The organism is Pedobacter sp. SAFR-022, assembly GCF_051965375.1.
In the GTDB taxonomy this organism is placed as follows: Bacteria; Bacteroidota; Bacteroidia; order Sphingobacteriales; family Sphingobacteriaceae; genus Pedobacter.
The window spans coordinates 211461-227630 of record NZ_JBQCME010000002.1 but is presented as its reverse complement, the minus strand read 5'-3'; the positions used below and the strand labels follow the sequence as shown (position 1 = coordinate 227630).

The window sequence follows — 16170 nt, the reverse complement described above, 5'->3', positions numbered from 1 at the left end:
ACGGGCCTCGCTGAGGCGCTAAAAAAACTTAAACTTTCAATTTTTGTTAAGGTATCATGAGCCTGATAAAGTTTACCAATAAGGGAATTTACTGCGAGCAAGGTGGCTTCTATATAGACCCATGGCAGCCCGTAGACCTGGCGGTTACCACCCACGGACATGCTGATCATGTGAAATGGGGCAACAAAGCCTACCTCTGCCACGACCTTACAAGACCAATCCTGAATCAACGGCTCGGTCCCGACCTCGTGATTGAAACACTGCCCTACAACAAACAAGTAACTATAAACGGCGTCAAACTTAGTCTTTTCCCTGCAGGACACGTCATTGGCTCGGCACAGATCCGCTTGGAATATAAGGGGGAAATTTGTGTGGTATCAGGTGACTACAAAGTCGAATTTGATGGTATCAGCACTGCTTTTGAACCGGTAAAGTGCCATACTTTTGTTTCCGAAAGCACCTTTGGACTTCCTATATACAAATGGCAGCCACAGGAAATTATCTTCCAGCAAACTCAGAACTGGGTATCGGATAACCATGACAAAGGTAAAACCAGTGTTCTGGTAGCATATAGCCTAGGAAAAGCACAACGATTGATCAAGAACCTGGCAGATTACTGCCAGATCTATGTACATAATTCCATTGCGAACCTCAATGAAGGATTCATAAGAGCAGGCGTTAACCTGCCGGAGACCATCCGTATTACACCTGAACTAAAAAAAGAAACGCTGCAGCAAGGGATCGTCATTGTTCCACCTGTCATGGCGGAGGGTAAATGGATTAAAACATTGCAACAGGCAGCAACGGGCGTTTGTTCCGGCTGGATGCAGGTGCGTGCGGGTCGCCGTTGGCGCAGTGCAGACGCAGGTTTCGCGCTCAGTGATCATGCGGACTGGCCAGGTCTGTTGGATGCCATCAAAGCGACGGAAGCAGAAAAGGTGTTCGTTACGCACGGCTTTACCGCTACCTTCTCCAAATACCTGAACGAGATCGGTATTGCATCCGAGGAGGTGAAAACACAATACGGAAACGAAGAGGAAGAAGAACCAGTACCTACGACAACAGAAACAATTTGAAACGATTCTCCGAACTTATACAGCAACTGGAAACCAGCAATAAGACCAACGATAAGATCGCTGCGCTAGTTGATTATTTCAGCAATGCGGATGACCGGGATAAAACCTACGTCATTGCGATGTTCACTGGCAAGAAGCCCAAGCGCCCGGTAAACACGGCATTATTGCGCAGCTGGGCAACAGAACTCAGTGGTATACCAGCCTGGCTTTTTCAGGAAAGCTACTCCAGTGTAGGTGATCTAAGTGAAACCATTGCACTGGTACTCCCTCCTCCTGAGAAAGTCACGGATCGGAAACTGCATGAGTGGATCACCGACCTGGCGAGGCTAAATGGTAAAAGTGATGAAGACAAGAAAACGTTCATCCTTGATGCATGGAACAGCCTGGACACGCCACAGCGATTTATATTCAATAAGCTCATCTCGGGCAACTTCCGGATCGGCGTATCCCATAAGATGCTGGTTAACGCCTTGGCCAAACAGAGCAACACCGACAGCAACAAGATCATGCACAGCATCATGGGTAAATGGCAGCCCGAAGAAATCACCTATGATGCGCTAATAGAAGGCGCTCACGTCAACACCGATAACTCTTGGCCATATCCGTTCTGTCTTGCTTATGCATTAGAGATGCAGGCAGACGATCTTGGACCGGTAGACGATTGGCAGGCAGAATGGAAATGGGACGGCATCCGCGGTCAGATCGTGAAGCGAAACGGAGAATTGTTCATCTGGTCGCGCGGTGAGGAACTGGTTACGGACCAGTTTCCGGAATTGCACTTCCTTAAAGACGAGCTCGATGACGGTACCGTATTAGATGGAGAGATACTTTCAGTTAAAGACGGAAATGTGCAGGTTTTTAGCATTTTACAGCAACGCCTAAACAGGAAGACCATAAACAAAGCTCAACTGAATGATGCACCTGTAGGCTTTTACATCTACGACCTGCTGGAACTCGGCGCAGCCGATATCCGGGAAAAACCGCTTGCTGAAAGGCGTGCGTTGCTGGAGCAGATCGTATCCAGGCTGCAAACGAAAGATGTAGCCGTATTATCCCCGGTGATTACATTTCAAAGCTGGGAAGCACTAACCGAGATCCGCCAGCATAGCCGTGATATGAATAGCGAAGGCATCATGTTAAAGCGGCTTGATTCCCCTTATCATAGCGGCAGAAAACGTGGGGACTGGTGGAAATGGAAGATCAATCCTTATACCGTTGATACCGTTTTGATCTATGCGCAGAAAGGAAGTGGCCGAAGAGCCAACTTCTACACGGATTATACCTTTGCGGTTCGAGATGGCGAAAAGTTGATCACCGTCGCAAAAGCATATTCAGGGCTCACCGACAAGGAGATCAAAGAAGTCGATGCTTTTGTAAAAAGGAACGCCGTAGAGAAGTTCGGCCCGGTTAGAACCGTCAAGCCTGAGCTTGTTTTTGAGATTGCCTTCGAAGGTATCGCTGAAAGCAAAAGGCATAAGGCCGGACTGGCACTGCGCTTCCCTAGAATCCTAAAGTGGCGGAAAGACAAAAAGGCTGAAGAGATCAATACGCTCGAAGATCTGAGACAATTGCTAAATTCGACCTTATCATGAGTCCTGAAATCAACAGCCTAAGCAAAAGTTACGGCTATAAAACAGTAATCAAGTGGCTGCGACAAACCAGGAAAAAACCTTTTGACTTCCAGACGGAAGCCTGGCAATACTATGCCGAAGGGTATTGTGGGATGGTAAACGCACCAACAGGCTTCGGTAAAACCTTCTCCATGTTCTTAGCTGTGGTAATTGATGAGCTTAACATCATCCATGAAGCAAAAACGAGCAAGGTCAAACCACCTAAAAAGAGAACAGATGCAGGGTTGAAGCTGCTTTGGATCACACCACTCCGCTCGCTGGCAAAAGATCTTGCAAGAGCCATGCGCGAAGTCTGTGCGGAATTGGAGTTGGACTGGATCATTGGTGTTCGGAACGGCGACACCTCGCAAAACGATAAACTTAAACAAAAAAAGCAGATGCCGGAGGTGTTAATCATTACTCCGGAGAGCATGCACCTTCTGCTTGCACAAAAAGGCACCATTAGCAACTTCAATAACTTGCGTTGCATCGTTGCAGACGAATGGCACGAGCTGATCGGCAGCAAACGCGGCGTGCTTGCAGAACTGGCCATCTCAAGAATCCGCGGCTTGCTTCAGGAAAAGCATCCTGAGCGGCTGTTGCGCATTTGGGGGATTTCGGCAACAATAGGTAATATGGAGGAAGCCTTGGATGTCCTGGTACCCTATGAGGAAGTCTTGAAGGTTATCGTAAAAGCAGATCTCGAAAAGAAAATTGATATCCGCTCCGTATTACCTGACCATATTGACATGTTACCCTGGGCCGGGCACCTGGGTCATAAGCTTGCACACAAGTTGCTACCCATTATTCATAAAAGTAAAACCACGCTGATCTTCACGAATACACGGGGCCAGGCGGAGCTATGGTACCAGAACTTACTTAAGCTGGATGAGAGCCTTGCAGGCCAGATTGCCATACACCACGGCTCCATAGATCATGAACTCCGGAACTGGATTGAAGACGCCATTCACACCGGCGCATTGAAGGCCGTGATCAGCACTTCTTCCCTGGACCTGGGCGTGGATTTCAAACCCGTGGATACCGTTGTGCAGGTTGGCTCCCCGAAAGGCGTTGCCCGCTTCTTACAACGCGCCGGCCGTAGCGGTCACTCACCCTATGAAACATCAACCATCTACTTTCTGCCCACCCATGCACTGGAACTTGCTGAAGCTTCGGCCATAAAAGAAGCCGCAAAGACACAGAACATCGAAAGCCGACAGCCAGTAGTCATGGCCTTTGATACGCTGATCCAGTATCTGGTCACCTTAGCTGTAGGAGACGGATTTGATGACAAACTCATCTACCGGGAGGTAAAAGAAACTTATGCTTACCGGGAGCTACTGGACTCGGAATGGGCATGGATCATGCAATTTATTACTTCGGGCGGAGATAGCTTGTCGGCTTACAACGAATTTAATAAAGTAGAACTGGTCGATGGACTATGGAAGGTTACGAGCAGGCAGATCGCCATGCGACACAGGCTTCACATTGGTACCATTGTGAGCGATGCTATGCTAAAAGTAAAATACCTTACCGGCGGTTATGTCGGTATGCTGGAGGAGTCTTTCATTGCAAAAATCAAACCCGGCAACAGCTTTGCCCTGGCTGGGCGTGTGCTGGAGTTTGTAATGGTGAAAGACATGACCGTGCTGGTTCGAAAGAGCAAACTAAAAACTGCGATCACGCCGAGCTGGCTCGGCGGGCGTTTGCCGCTATCCGCCAACTTGGGCGCCATACTAAGAAGAAAGTATAACGATGCTTTATCACAGGATAGAAATGATGAAGAACTATCCTTCATCTATCCGCTATTTGAACGACAGGCGAAAGTGTCGCACGTTCCCAAAGATGATGAGTTTCTTATTGAACTGATCGATACCAAAGACGGCCATCATCTATTTGCGTATCCTTTTGAAGGACGGCTGGTACATGAAGTGCTTGCTGCCCTGATCGCCTACCGTCTTGGGCGCGTTAAGCCGATCAGTTTTTCCATCGCTATGAACGACTATGGCTTTGAACTGCTAAGCGAGCAGCCCATTCCACTCGATGAGCCAAATATAAAAGCATTGTTCAGTCCTGACAACCTTGCTGAAGATATTGTGGCGAGTATCAACGCAACGGAGATGGCACGAAGAAAGTTCCGGGATATCGCCTGCATTTCCGGGCTGGTCTTTCAAGGTTATCCAGGAAAGTATGTAGCCAACAAACACCTTCAATCTTCTTCTTCATTATTCTTCAACGTGTTTAGCGATTACGACAAACACAACTTGTTACTGCGGCAAGCCTATGATGAAGCGTTCTATCAGCAAATTGAAGAACCAAGACTGGCGGCTGCCCTGCACCGGATACAACAAAGTAAAATAATTATTATTAAAACAAACCGTTATACACCATTGTGTTTTCCGATTAAGGTCGATAGCTTGCGGGAAAATATGAGTACAGAGGAACTCAGTCAACGTATCGAACGAATGACTGCAGAGACCGAGAAAAAGTCGAGGAGAAAGAATGACCATCAGTTGTAGCGGAGAAGAATTAATACTGGATAAAGAAAGAGCCATCTACTGGCCTGCAAAACGAATGCTGATCATCAGCGATATTCATATTGGAAAATCAGCCCACTTCAGGCGCAGCGGCATCCCTGTTCCAGCCACAATAGGCCAAAAAGATCTGAGCCGTATAACAAAGTTAGCTGAAGTATATGGCGTTGATAATCTTGTAATAACAGGTGATATGTTCCACAACAACATGAATAGTGATGTAGAAGACTTCAGATCTTGGAGAGCACAACATTCCCAACTGGAAATTCACTTGATTAAAGGAAATCATGATGGTCTGAAAATGGAAGATTATGTAGGACTAGGCATCCAGATTCATCAGAAAGAATTGTTGCAATTTCCATTTCGCTTCATTCATGATAAGCCAGAAACGAATGATGAATATTTTAATATCACCGGGCACATTCATCCTGGCGTCACCATACACGGCAAAGCCAGGCAGCAATTACGCCTACCTTGTTTTTACTTCAGCCATACTTGTGCAGTGCTGCCCGCCTTCAGCGCTTTTACGGGGTTGAGTAATATCAAAGCTTCCGAAGGCGACACCTTCTACGCCATCACCCCTACTAAGGTTGTAATGGTATAGGTTTAAATAGCCATTTGTTGAAGAAGCAGACGAACCACCATTTTGTCGGTTTTAAAGGTTACATCATCCTCGCTTAGTGCAACGAGTTTTACCCAGCGGAAACTTTGTGCTGTGCCTGCTGTAAAATCGAAGGGCTTATGCTTAAATTCCAGATCTAGCCTGCCGGCAGGTCTTACAAAATAATAGATGCTTAGAATCTGGCTGTCATTAAAAGAAGATTTTTCGTAGAAATCGGTCGTATAAAAGTGATTTAGCACTTCGACTTCAGCAGCACATTCTTCCATAAACTCGCGTTTTAAGGCATCAATAAGACCTTCTCCAAGTTCCAGTCCCCCACCGGGGAATTTACTAAAATGCCTGCCCTCCTGCTGCTCATCGCTGATCAGTATTTCATTCCGTTCATTGATCAGCAACCCATATACTCTTACATTAAAATAACTCATTGATCAAAGTGCTTTTGATTTTTGGTTGCATTTTCCAGCGTCCAGGTAATTTCACGCTTAAAATCCTCCTGCCGCACCGGACAATTCTCCATATGGCAATAGTTGCAGCATGCCGGTAAACATGGATCTGCATGGATGAACAGCTCTGTACGATGCCCAACAGTACCGTTGATCATGGCATCGATTTCCGAGATCTCATGATGTACCTTATTCAGGTCGAAATAATACGGAAATGTAAAGTGGCAGTCCATATGTACATCTGCCCCATATTGCTGCACCCGCAAGTTATGTACGTCGATCCAGGGATTGCGACGGTTTTCCTGCAGCGCGCCTACAATATTTCGCACCAGATCGATATTACTTTCATCCATTAGTCCCCCGACAGATTTCCTGGTCAGCTTGTAACCACTATAAATGATATACGTGCCCAGCAGGATAGAAATCACGCTGTCGAGCCAGTAAAGGCGGGAAAAGTAAATGATCAAAATGCCAATGACAAGGCCGGCACTAGTTATGGCATCAGTGAGTAGATGCTTGCCGTCTGCCTCCAGTGTGATGGAGCGATGACGCTTCCCGGTATTGATCAGATAGAAACCTACGATCATATTGATGAAACCAGTAGTGGCAATGATAATCGCGCCTTCAAACAGGTTCTGAATTGGGTTAGGAAAAATCAGATTATAACCGGATTTCAGAATGATAATAATCCCAGCAATTCCGATGAGGGTACCTTCCAGGAAAGCTGAAAAGAACTCCACCTTACCGTGTCCATAGGGATGATTTTCGTCTTTAGGAAGCGTAGTCAGGTAGATGCTGTAAAACGCAAAGCTACTGGCTAGTACATTCACAATGCTCTCCGCCGCATCCGTCAATATCGCATTAGACTGCGTTATGAAGTAAGCCGCGAATTTGGCGAGCATCAGGAAAACACTGACGCACAAAGAGACCAGGATTGCTTTTTTTTTGGGCTGCAACAGTTGAAATTTAGGGGGCAAAAGTACTTAATAACGCTGAAAATGCATTATTATTTATTTTTTTGGCCAGCACTAAGCACAGGTTTTTATATTTGTTAAACTACTTAAAACAATTATGAGCATATTATCTAGGAGAATCAACAACTTATCAGAATCTCAGACCATAAAAATGGCCAAACTTGGACGAGAATTATCTGCTAAGGGCATTGATGTCATCAACTTGAGTTTTGGAGAACCCGATTTTTTCACACCAGATGCGGTAAAGCAAGCAGCGAAAAAGGCTATCGACGAAAATTATTCTTACTACACCCCAGTTTCTGGTTATCCGGATCTAAGAAAGGCCGTTGCAGAGAAACTGAAGCGGGAAAATGATTTAGATTACACTTTTGATCAGATTGTTGTTTCAACCGGCGCAAAGCAATCACTTTCAAACGCTATTTTATGCTTGATCAATCCTGGAGATGAGGTGATCGTGCCTACACCATACTGGGTTTCCTATTCCGAAATGATCAAACTGGCGGAAGGTGAATCGGTTTTTATTCATGCAACGGTGGAAAACGACTTTAAGATCACAGCCGATCAGCTGGAAGCCGCCATCACCCCGAAAACAAAGATGTTCATGTTTTCTTCGCCATGTAATCCGACGGGATCGGTGTATTCACATGAGGAGCTTGCCGCCTTGGTAGAGGTTTTTGAGCGCTACCCAGATATTATGATCTTATCTGATGAGATTTATGAGCACATCAACTTCGTGGATAAGCACTACTCTATCGCCTCTTTCCCATCGGTAAAAGAACGCGTGATACTGATCAATGGATTTTCTAAAGCCTATGCTATGACTGGCTGGAGAGTCGGCTATATGGCTGCAAGCAAAGAAATCGCTGCAGCCTGCGATAAACTTCAAGGACAGATCACCTCAGGTACTTCATCCATCTCCCAGCGTGCTGCCCTTGCTGCCTACGAAGAAGGACTAGACTCTGTGAACGAGATGAAGGAAGCTTTTAGAAGACGTAGAACCATCGTTTATGATCTATTGAAAGCTATTCCAGACATCAAAGTAAACCTTCCGGATGGTGCTTTTTACTTCTTCCCTGAAGTTAAAGCTTATTTCGGCAAAAATCATAATGGCACAGTGATCAACAACGCAGAGGAACTTTGCCTATATCTGTTGAATGAGGCACACGTTTCTACAGTTACTGGTGAGGCCTTCGGAAATGAAAACTGCATCCGTATTTCCTATGCAGCTTCTGAAGATCAACTGAAAGAAGCCATGTCGAGGATCACAGCAGCATTGGCAAACCTAAAATAGACTTCACACCACAAATTGCCTTCGTTAGGACAGGCATAAACAATTCTTATAAAAAGAAAGCGGACGTACCCTGGGGTACGTCCGCTTTCTTTTTATAGTTAAACCGTTAGGATCGTATCGCCTCAACGGGATCAAGGCGGGAAGCAGAGAACGCTGGCCAAAATCCAGATATTGCACCGATAATCACCGAAATACTGATACCCATGATCACATTATTAATGTCTAGTATAATTTCAAAGTCTGCCAGATGTGTAAAGGCCTGGGTAACCATAAACACCAGAAGTAGCCCCAGTAGTCCACCCATCAGACACAAGGCAATCGCTTCAAACATGAACTGCAGCAAAATGAAGTAGTTCTTGGCACCGAGCGATTTCTGTATCCCTATAATGTTAGTACGTTCCTTCACCGAAACAAACATGATGTTAGCGATCCCGAATCCACCTACAAGAATTGAAAATCCGCCGATTACCCAACCTGCAATATTGACCATCTTAAACATAATGTCTAACTGATTGGAAAGCATGGTCGTTTTGTTTAAGGAAAAATCATCTTCGGCACCAGGAGGAATTCTTCGAATGGAGCGCATTGTTCCATAAAGTTCACTTTCAACCTCTTCCAGACCCACTGACTCCTTTCCTCTCACGGTAATTTGCGGTTGATATTGCTCATTTTCAATGTCAAAAAGTCCTTTTGCGTAAACGAGCGGAATAACAGCATTGTTATCCTGAGACATACCCAGCATATCGTCACCTTCCTTCTTGAATACCCCTACAACGGTCATTCGGCGGCCAAGAACCTTTATTTGTTTCCCAATTGCACTTTCGCCATCAAACAACCCGTTGGCTACTTCCGCTCCAAGAATGATCACAGGACTTGCCGACCTGCCCTCGCTTTCTGTAAAGTACCGGCCTTCCTGAAAATCAAGCGTCCAGGTCTTATTAAAATCCGGCGATACCGCGGTTACATTCACACCCTCAACGGAACTACTACGAAACTTCAGCGTCCGGTTTGATGCAGTAGCTTCAAACGAGATACCATCTACATGCTCCAGGCGTTCACGCAAAGCGTTATAGTCGCGCAAGGTAGGCTGTGGGCGGTTCACATACCTCCACCATTGGAAATCACCACCGAAAACCCATGGCCATTTTTGCACGAATAACGTATTCGAGCCCAGTTTGTCAACACTTGATTGAAGCTTGTAGCGCAGGGTATCTACGGCAGAAAACACAGAGATAATCGTGAATATACCAATGGTAATGCCCAGCAAAGACAACATTGTTCTTAGCTTATTTTGCCGCAAGGCGTCCGCCGCAAAACGGAAGCTCTCCCCTATAAGTCTGAATATGATCATAATTACCGTTTAGACCTAAGTTAGCTAAAAAGGTTACAGGATAAATTAAATAATTAGCGTTATGGTGTTTGGAAGATTATCAAGGCGTTGACAAGGGGTTAACAGGGGGTTGACAAGGGGTTGACAAGGCTAAAGCCAGATGAAGACCTGGTTAAACCCTTGTCAAGGCCAGGCATGTTAGCTGGCTGTCATATCGCTGAAAACAGGCTTGGAATGGTCTAAAAGTTGTGCGCTTACAAAAAATAAATCAATTCTAATGAAATTATTTTCGTATTTTTGCGCCTTTAATTAGTACATCGAAACATGAAGTTATCACAATTTAAGTTTAATTTACCCGAATCATTAGTTGCCAGTACGCCTTCCGACCAACGTGATGAGGCTCGTTTAATGGTTTTACATAAAGATAGTGGCAAAATTGAACACAAGATCTTTAAGGATGTTTTGGACTATTTTGATGACCAGGATGTAATGATTTTAAACAACACCAAAGTTTTCCCAGCCCGTCTGTATGGTAATAAGGAAAAAACAGGTGCAACCATTGAAGTATTTTTACTACGTGAATTAAATAAAGAGTTAAGATTATGGGACGTTCTTGTTGATCCAGCTCGTAAGATCCGCGTAGGTAACAAATTATATTTTGGCGATGATGATCTTTTGGTTGCAGAGGTTGTTGACAATACTACATCCCGTGGCCGTACCATCCGTTTCTTGTTTGATGGTACTGACGAAGAGTTCAGGAAGAACATCGAAATTCTTGGAGAAACACCACTACCTAAATACATCAAACGTAAAGCTACTGCACAGGATAAAGAGCGTTATCAGACCATCTTCGCTAAACATGAAGGTGCTGTTGCTGCTCCTACCGCAGGTCTGCATTTTAGCCGCGAGTTGATGAAACGTCTGGAACTTAAGGGTGTCAATTTCGCTGAAGTGACCCTTCATATCGGTCTTGGTACGTTCAGAACCGTTGAGGTTGAAGATTTAACCAAACACAAAATGGACTCTGAACAGTTCATCATTTCACAGAAAGACGCTGACATAGTAAATCAGGGTATCGAGCGTAAAAAGAAAATTTGTGCTGTTGGAACTACATCCATGCGTGCCATCGAGTCTGCGGTATCATCTGCAAGGACATTGAAAGCCGCTAATGACTGGACCAGCAAGTTTATTTTTCCACCCTACGAGTTCAACATCGCTAACGCGATGATTACAAACTTCCATACACCAGAATCTACGCTATTGATGATGGTAAGTGCATTTGGAGGATTTGAAAACGTTAGAAATGCATATGAAGTAGCCCTAAAAGAAAAATATCGCTTCTATAGCTACGGTGATGCAATGTTGATTATTTAAGACATTAATTTATCAAAATCCTGAAATGGGAGATTTAAACCGACAGGTTAAGGTCTCCCATTTTTTGTATCATGCCCTATTAAGATGAAATATTTCGCAATTATTGTCGCTGGTGGCTCCGGCACCAGAATGAATGCCGAGCTGCCAAAGCAGTTTTTACTACTTCATGGCAAGCCGATCCTGATGCATACCATAGCAGCTTTCGCTGCCTGCACGTTAAATCCGGAGATCATCCTTGTCCTAAACATCCATCAGCACCAATACTGGGAGCGTCTATGTAAAGAATACAACTTTGACATTCCACATCAACTGGTGAGTGGCGGCCAGGAGAGATTTCATTCGGTAAGCAATGGCTTAAAAGCTATCACAGGGAATGGCATTGTCGCTGTACATGACGCCGTCCGGCCATTGATCTCGCCGGAACTTATACGCAGCTGTTTTGAAGCAGCAGCAGAAAAAGGTAATGCAGTTGTAGGTGTACAACCTACAGATTCGATTAGAAGAATCGATGTTAATGGCCATTCAGAAGCAATTAACCGGAATATGGTTGCCCTTATTCAAACCCCGCAGGCCTTTGAAAGTAAGCTGCTTAAGAAGGCTTACCACCAACCATATCGCAACGACTTTACAGATGATGCCTCTGTAGTAGAACACATGGGAACTGAGATCCACCTGATTGAAGGTGAACGGAGCAACATCAAGATCACCTTTAAGGAAGATATGGAAATCGCGAAATACTATTTAACAAAAAAGGCTTCTGAATAATCAGAAGCCTTTAATATCTTTTGCTTGTTACTAGGTTGCTCTATTGATTAACTTCAAAATGATCGCAATAACTGCAATTACCAATAAGATGTGGATCAAGCCACCTACATCGCCAAAACCGTTAAAGAAGAAGCCAATAATCCATAGTATCACTAGTACTACGGCTACTAAATAGAGTAGATTTCCCATAATTTTTAATTTTTAGTTAGGTTGTAATATTTTTTCCAGCTGGTTGAGCTGCTGACAGTTCTATTACAATCTTCGTTCCAAAAAAAAAGCCTTGATGTTCAAGGCTAATTATGTGTCTGTATGTTAATATTCGTCTTCGTTAAAGAAAAAGTCATCCTTCGTAGGGTAATCAGGCCAAATCTCTTCAATGGTTTCATAAGGTTCGCCGTCATCCTCAAGGGCTTGTAGATTTTCGATTACCTCAACTGGTGCACCTGATCTTATACCGTAATCAATTAATTCGTCTTTTGTTGCAGGCCATGGAGCGTCTTCCAAATGCGATGCTAGTTCTAGTGTCCAATACATATTATTCGATTTTTATATACAAATTATTAATTTCCGCAAAAGTATAATAAAATTGTTCATAAGAACAAACTATTTTTTCCTATAACGCTGCATTCTCGGAATCCATATATTTTCCGGCGCTCCGGCATTATAATTTACTTTTCTTGAAAGTACAAACAAGTAATCACTTAGGCGGTTTAAATAGATCAGAATATTTTCATTCACTTGACTTTCCGTAGCCAGGTGCACTGCAAGCCGTTCTGCCCGGCGGCAAATGCAGCGAGCAACATGGCAAAAGGACACTGTAGTATTACCGCCAGGAAGTATGAAATGGGTAAGTTGCGGTAAGGTTTCATTCATGAGATCCATCTCCTGCTCGAGTAGGGAAATGTCTTCAGGGTTAAGATCAGGAAGCTTCTTTTTTGAACGCTCCGGATCGGCGGCAAGCTCAGCACCGATCGTAAATAACCTGTCCTGAATCTCCTTAAGAATATTGGACTCATGAACACCGATTTCCTGGCATCGGATTAGTCCGATATAGGAATTTAGCTCATCTACGGTACCATAGCATTCGATTCGCAAGTGGTACTTGGGCACGCGTGTTCCCCCGATAAGGGAAGTAAGGCCTTTATCACCTGTTTTAGTGTAAATCTTCATGATTATCAAATTTGTTCAAAATCGTCACCCGACGCCTGCAATTTAGATAATCTTGGGGATACCGTTTTAATGTCTGTATTTAAATAATCGTTTTCAATAAGGCCGTCACGCATACGCACAATCCGGTGCGCATGCTGCGCAATATCCTCTTCGTGCGTAACCAGGATAATGGTGTTTCCTTTGCTGTGAATTTCTTCCAGAAGTCCCATGATCTCGATGGAGGTCTTCGTGTCCAGATTACCTGTAGGCTCATCGGCCAGGATAATCGAAGGATTGTTGATCAAGGCACGTGCAACAGCCACACGTTGACGCTGCCCCCCGGAAAGCTCGTTGGGCTTGTGGGTGACACGGTGACCCAATCCAACATTCTCAAGCGCTGCAGTAGCACGGCGGTCTCGCTCCTGTTTATTTGCACCTGCATAGATCAAAGGAAGCGCTACGTTATCTAATGACGTGGATCGCGGCAGCAAGTTGAAGGTCTGAAACACGAAACCAATTTCTTTATTTCGAACTTCTGCAAGTTCATTATCCGACATGTGGCTAACATTCGTACCGTTCAAGATATAATCACCCTTGGTTGGCGTATCCAGGCAACCCAGGATATTCATTAAAGTGGATTTACCAGAACCAGAGGGCCCCATTAATGCAACAAATTCGCCTTTGTAGATATCCAGTGACACAGATTTTAGCGCATGAATAACTTCAGCGCCGATTACATATTTTCGACCGATATCTTTGATGACGATTAATGGAGTTTCCATAGAGAAGCTTTTAGTTTTTGGATTAAGACTGTTGTACTTGCCGATATGTTACACCGGGCTTTACTTTTCTATAATTTTCGGCACCATAAAGAACCGGTCATTGTGCTCAGCGGCATTTTTCAATGCCTCCTCCACCGGCAGCTCAGCCTTGGCAACGTCTTCCCTCCAGACATTGTGGGTTTCATTCATATACACCAAGGGCTCAACTTCAGTCGTATCCAATGCATTTAACTGCTCCATGAAAGTTAAGATCTTACTCATCTCGTCGATTAAGCCAGGCACTTCCTGTTCCTTAATCTCAATTCTCGCGAGGTTAGCTACTTTATATATGGTTTCTTCGTTGATGTTCATCGCATTTATAATTTACTGTTTATCGTGTTGAAAACACTTTCCTTTAAGAGTTCATCTTCCTTCAAGGCAAGGTTATCTGTAAAGATAGGCTTATGAACATAAATATCACAAATACCTGGTCGGCTTCCATAGCGGGAGCCATCATCCCAGATAAGATCCCAGGCGTTGATGATGCTTATTGGAACTATTGGCACCTGCTTTTCAATCGCTAATCGAAAGGGGCCATTTTTAAAAGGCATTAACTTCGGGGGATAATATTCATCCTGAATGCCTCCTTCTGGAAAGATCAATAAACTCATTCCATTTTGCAGGTTCTCTCCTGCTCTTTTGAAGGCACGAAACGCAGAGATCTTGCTGTCGCGATTAACAGGAATGTCTATAGTTCTGAAGAAGATGCCCAGGACCAGGTTGTTTTCCAGCTCTGCTTTGCCCATGAAATGAAAGCGTCCATGTGCCAGCATGCAGAGGATCATGATGTCGAGATTTGAACTATGGTTAGCGCAATAGATATAATGCTGTTCTGGACTTAATGGGACCTCAAATTTGTATTTAAAACGGATGCCCCCAAGCATGCTGCAGATCTTGCTATGATAAACGCGGAGTTTGTTCAGTACATCATACCATTCAGACCTTCTTGATGCCAACCAGTAAAGTGGAAAGAAAAGGATGGAAAAGAAAGAGATAATAAAAAGGAAATAAATGCGGTGACAGCGTCTTAACAGTTTAAACATCAAATCAAAAGTAGAAAATAATTCAATTAAGAGGCCCTGCGGTATACCTGATTTCGAATTCGAATACCCCGTGTTAAGTCAAAAATCGAATAATACTGAATTGAATTGCCCTTTTTTATTAATTTCGGCCTCATGAAAGAAACGGTAGTTAGTGGGATTCGCCCGACAGGTAAATTGCACCTGGGTAATTATTTTGGAGCAGTTACGAACTTTGTAAAGATGCAGCATGATTACAATTGTTACTTTTTTATTGCTGACCTACACTCTCTAACTACACATCCGACGCCGGGTGATCTGCATGGCTATGTAAAACATGTGCTTGTAGAATATCTGGCTTGCGGCATCAACCCGGAAGAATCTACTATTTACATTCAAAGCGACGTACCGGAAGTAGCAGAGCTTTACCTGTACCTGAATATGAATGCATACTTGGGTGAGCTGGAACGCAGCACCTCTTTCAAAGATAAAGTCAGATCCCAGCCGGATAACGTTAATGCAGGCTTGCTGACCTACCCTACCTTGATGGCGGCCGATATCTTGATCCACAAGGCCACTAAAGTGCCCGTTGGAAAAGATCAGGAGCAGCACCTGGAGATGACCAGAACGTTTGGTAATCGCTTCAACCGCCTTTACAATGCAGAAACCTTCCCTGAAGCATTTGCATTCAGTTATTCTGAAAACCTGGTTAAAGTACCTGGACTAGATGGAAAAGGCAAAATGGGCAAATCTGAAGGTGACGCAAACTGTATTTACCTTTCCGATAGTCCGGAGGTGATCCGTAAAAAGGTGTCTAAAGCTGTTACCGATGGCGGCCCAACCGAAGAAAATCAGCAGAAGCCCGAAGCTATTGAGAACCTTTTCAATTTGATGAAGATCGTTTCAGCAGCAGATACGGTAAACTTCTTTGATGAGCAGTATAACAAATGTGCAATTCGATACGGCGACTTCAAAAAACAACTGGCTGAAGACATGATTATTTTCAATACGCCAATCAGAGAGAAGATCGAAGACATCGCAAAAGATACTTCCTATCTGCGCCAGGTTGCCAGACATGGTGCACTTAAAGCCAGAGAAAGCGCACAAAAGACACTTAAAGAAGTTAGATCGCTAATTGGCTTTAAACCTTTCTAATACAAAC

The 16170-nt window shown here is 44.2% G+C and carries 17 protein-coding genes; 8 read left to right on the top strand and 9 right to left on the bottom strand.

What is annotated here, in order from left to right:
• The first annotated feature begins 56 nt into the window (after nucleotides 1-56).
• Genes ACTHQF_RS06860 through pdeM form a run of 4 tightly spaced genes read left to right on the top strand, consistent with a single transcriptional unit; the run spans nucleotide 57 to nucleotide 5824 of the window.
• Complete coding sequence (locus tag ACTHQF_RS06860; RefSeq protein WP_440429255.1) at nucleotides 57-1076, top strand: ligase-associated DNA damage response exonuclease; 1020 nt, start codon at nucleotides 57-59, stop codon at nucleotides 1074-1076.
• Nucleotides 1073-2668: an ATP-dependent DNA ligase gene (locus ACTHQF_RS06855; RefSeq protein WP_440429254.1), complete on the top strand. Its 1596-nt coding sequence runs from the start codon at nucleotides 1073-1075 to the stop codon at nucleotides 2666-2668. Before ACTHQF_RS06860 ends, ACTHQF_RS06855 begins: the two co-directional genes overlap by 4 nt.
• Entirely contained in the window at nucleotides 2665-5205 is a 2541-nt protein-coding gene (locus ACTHQF_RS06850; protein ID WP_440429253.1) for a ligase-associated DNA damage response DEXH box helicase, read from the top strand. Before ACTHQF_RS06855 ends, ACTHQF_RS06850 begins: the two co-directional genes overlap by 4 nt.
• Entirely contained in the window at nucleotides 5189-5824 is a 636-nt protein-coding gene (pdeM, locus tag ACTHQF_RS06845) for a ligase-associated DNA damage response endonuclease PdeM (protein ID WP_440429252.1), read from the top strand. Before ACTHQF_RS06850 ends, pdeM begins: the two co-directional genes overlap by 17 nt.
• Before the next feature lie 2 nt (nucleotides 5825-5826).
• Here pdeM and ACTHQF_RS06840 read toward each other — a convergent pair whose 3' ends face one another.
• Nucleotides 5827-6267, bottom strand: coding sequence for an NUDIX domain-containing protein (locus ACTHQF_RS06840; protein ID WP_440429251.1), 441 nt, complete (start codon nucleotides 6265-6267; stop codon nucleotides 5827-5829).
• Nucleotides 6264-7241 carry a cation diffusion facilitator family transporter gene (locus ACTHQF_RS06835; protein ID WP_440429250.1) on the bottom strand — a complete coding sequence of 326 codons (978 nt, stop codon included), beginning with the start codon at nucleotides 7239-7241 and terminating at the stop codon, nucleotides 6264-6266. Before ACTHQF_RS06835 ends, ACTHQF_RS06840 begins: the two co-directional genes overlap by 4 nt.
• 115 nt (nucleotides 7242-7356) lie before the next feature.
• Here ACTHQF_RS06835 and ACTHQF_RS06830 point away from each other — a divergent pair, with 115 nt between their 5' ends.
• Nucleotides 7357-8550: a pyridoxal phosphate-dependent aminotransferase gene (locus ACTHQF_RS06830; protein ID WP_440429248.1), complete on the top strand. Its 1194-nt coding sequence runs from the start codon at nucleotides 7357-7359 to the stop codon at nucleotides 8548-8550.
• A gap of 106 nt (nucleotides 8551-8656) precedes the next feature.
• On the opposite strand, the gene ACTHQF_RS06825 is transcribed toward ACTHQF_RS06830, so the two are convergent.
• A complete protein-coding gene (locus tag ACTHQF_RS06825) occupies nucleotides 8657-9901 on the bottom strand; it encodes an ABC transporter permease (protein ID WP_440429247.1) in 1245 nt (414 codons plus the stop codon).
• Between the two features lie 303 nt (nucleotides 9902-10204).
• Between ACTHQF_RS06825 and queA the strand changes: the two genes are divergently transcribed.
• Both queA and ACTHQF_RS06815 read left to right on the top strand, forming a co-directional pair.
• Nucleotides 10205-11254 (top strand): tRNA preQ1(34) S-adenosylmethionine ribosyltransferase-isomerase QueA, encoded by a 1050-nt coding sequence (gene queA / locus ACTHQF_RS06820; protein WP_440429246.1) that lies wholly within the window; start codon nucleotides 10205-10207, stop codon nucleotides 11252-11254.
• 84 nt (nucleotides 11255-11338) lie between these two features.
• On the top strand, nucleotides 11339-12019 hold the full coding sequence (locus ACTHQF_RS06815; RefSeq protein WP_440429245.1) for a 2-C-methyl-D-erythritol 4-phosphate cytidylyltransferase: 681 nt from the start codon (nucleotides 11339-11341) through the stop codon (nucleotides 12017-12019).
• 30 nt (nucleotides 12020-12049) lie between these two features.
• Here the strand turns inward: ACTHQF_RS06815 and ACTHQF_RS06810 are convergent, their stop codons facing one another.
• The 6 genes from ACTHQF_RS06810 to ACTHQF_RS06785 all read right to left on the bottom strand — a co-directional run bounded on the left by ACTHQF_RS06810 (nucleotide 12050) and on the right by ACTHQF_RS06785 (nucleotide 15032).
• On the bottom strand, nucleotides 12050-12208 hold the full coding sequence (locus ACTHQF_RS06810; protein WP_440429244.1) for a lmo0937 family membrane protein: 159 nt from the start codon (nucleotides 12206-12208) through the stop codon (nucleotides 12050-12052).
• 123 nt (nucleotides 12209-12331) lie between these two features.
• Nucleotides 12332-12553 carry a DUF2795 domain-containing protein gene (locus ACTHQF_RS06805; protein ID WP_008240955.1) on the bottom strand — a complete coding sequence of 74 codons (222 nt, stop codon included), beginning with the start codon at nucleotides 12551-12553 and terminating at the stop codon, nucleotides 12332-12334.
• A gap of 69 nt (nucleotides 12554-12622) precedes the next feature.
• Nucleotides 12623-13189: a cob(I)yrinic acid a,c-diamide adenosyltransferase gene (locus ACTHQF_RS06800; RefSeq protein WP_440429243.1), complete on the bottom strand. Its 567-nt coding sequence runs from the start codon at nucleotides 13187-13189 to the stop codon at nucleotides 12623-12625.
• Nucleotides 13190-13194: 5 nt separating this feature from the next.
• Complete coding sequence (locus ACTHQF_RS06795; protein ID WP_440429242.1) at nucleotides 13195-13950, bottom strand: ABC transporter ATP-binding protein; 756 nt, start codon at nucleotides 13948-13950, stop codon at nucleotides 13195-13197.
• A 60-nt stretch (nucleotides 13951-14010) separates the two neighbouring features.
• A complete protein-coding gene (gene gatC, locus ACTHQF_RS06790) occupies nucleotides 14011-14301 on the bottom strand; it encodes an Asp-tRNA(Asn)/Glu-tRNA(Gln) amidotransferase subunit GatC (RefSeq protein WP_440429241.1) in 291 nt (96 codons plus the stop codon).
• 5 nt (nucleotides 14302-14306) lie between these two features.
• The gene (locus tag ACTHQF_RS06785; RefSeq protein ID WP_440429240.1) at nucleotides 14307-15032 is read right to left on the bottom strand and encodes a lysophospholipid acyltransferase family protein; all 726 of its coding nucleotides are present in this window, start codon (nucleotides 15030-15032) and stop codon (nucleotides 14307-14309) included.
• A 132-nt stretch (nucleotides 15033-15164) separates the two neighbouring features.
• Here ACTHQF_RS06785 and trpS point away from each other — a divergent pair, with 132 nt between their 5' ends.
• On the top strand, nucleotides 15165-16163 hold the full coding sequence (trpS, locus tag ACTHQF_RS06780; RefSeq protein ID WP_440429239.1) for a tryptophan--tRNA ligase: 999 nt from the start codon (nucleotides 15165-15167) through the stop codon (nucleotides 16161-16163).
• The last annotated feature ends 7 nt before the right edge of the window (nucleotides 16164-16170 follow it).

Coding starts and splice junctions, on each gene's coding strand:
- ACTHQF_RS06860 (WP_440429255.1), top strand. CDS start 57: ATGAGCCTGATAAAGTTTACCAATAAGGGAATTTACTGCGAGCAAGGT.
- ACTHQF_RS06850 (WP_440429253.1), top strand. CDS start 2,665: ATGAGTCCTGAAATCAACAGCCTAAGCAAAAGTTACGGCTATAAAACA.
- pdeM (WP_440429252.1), top strand. CDS start 5,189: ATGACCATCAGTTGTAGCGGAGAAGAATTAATACTGGATAAAGAAAGA.
- ACTHQF_RS06840 (WP_440429251.1), bottom strand. CDS start 6,267: ATGAGTTATTTTAATGTAAGAGTATATGGGTTGCTGATCAATGAACGG.
- ACTHQF_RS06830 (WP_440429248.1), top strand. CDS start 7,357: ATGAGCATATTATCTAGGAGAATCAACAACTTATCAGAATCTCAGACC.
- ACTHQF_RS06825 (WP_440429247.1), bottom strand. CDS start 9,901: ATGATCATATTCAGACTTATAGGGGAGAGCTTCCGTTTTGCGGCGGAC.
- queA (WP_440429246.1), top strand. CDS start 10,205: ATGAAGTTATCACAATTTAAGTTTAATTTACCCGAATCATTAGTTGCC.
- ACTHQF_RS06815 (WP_440429245.1), top strand. CDS start 11,339: ATGAAATATTTCGCAATTATTGTCGCTGGTGGCTCCGGCACCAGAATG.
- ACTHQF_RS06810 (WP_440429244.1), bottom strand. CDS start 12,208: ATGGGAAATCTACTCTATTTAGTAGCCGTAGTACTAGTGATACTATGG.
- ACTHQF_RS06805 (WP_008240955.1), bottom strand. CDS start 12,553: ATGTATTGGACACTAGAACTAGCATCGCATTTGGAAGACGCTCCATGG.
- ACTHQF_RS06800 (WP_440429243.1), bottom strand. CDS start 13,189: ATGAAGATTTACACTAAAACAGGTGATAAAGGCCTTACTTCCCTTATC.
- ACTHQF_RS06795 (WP_440429242.1), bottom strand. CDS start 13,950: ATGGAAACTCCATTAATCGTCATCAAAGATATCGGTCGAAAATATGTA.
- gatC (WP_440429241.1), bottom strand. CDS start 14,301: ATGAACATCAACGAAGAAACCATATATAAAGTAGCTAACCTCGCGAGA.
- ACTHQF_RS06785 (WP_440429240.1), bottom strand. CDS start 15,032: ATGTTTAAACTGTTAAGACGCTGTCACCGCATTTATTTCCTTTTTATT.
- trpS (WP_440429239.1), top strand. CDS start 15,165: ATGAAAGAAACGGTAGTTAGTGGGATTCGCCCGACAGGTAAATTGCAC.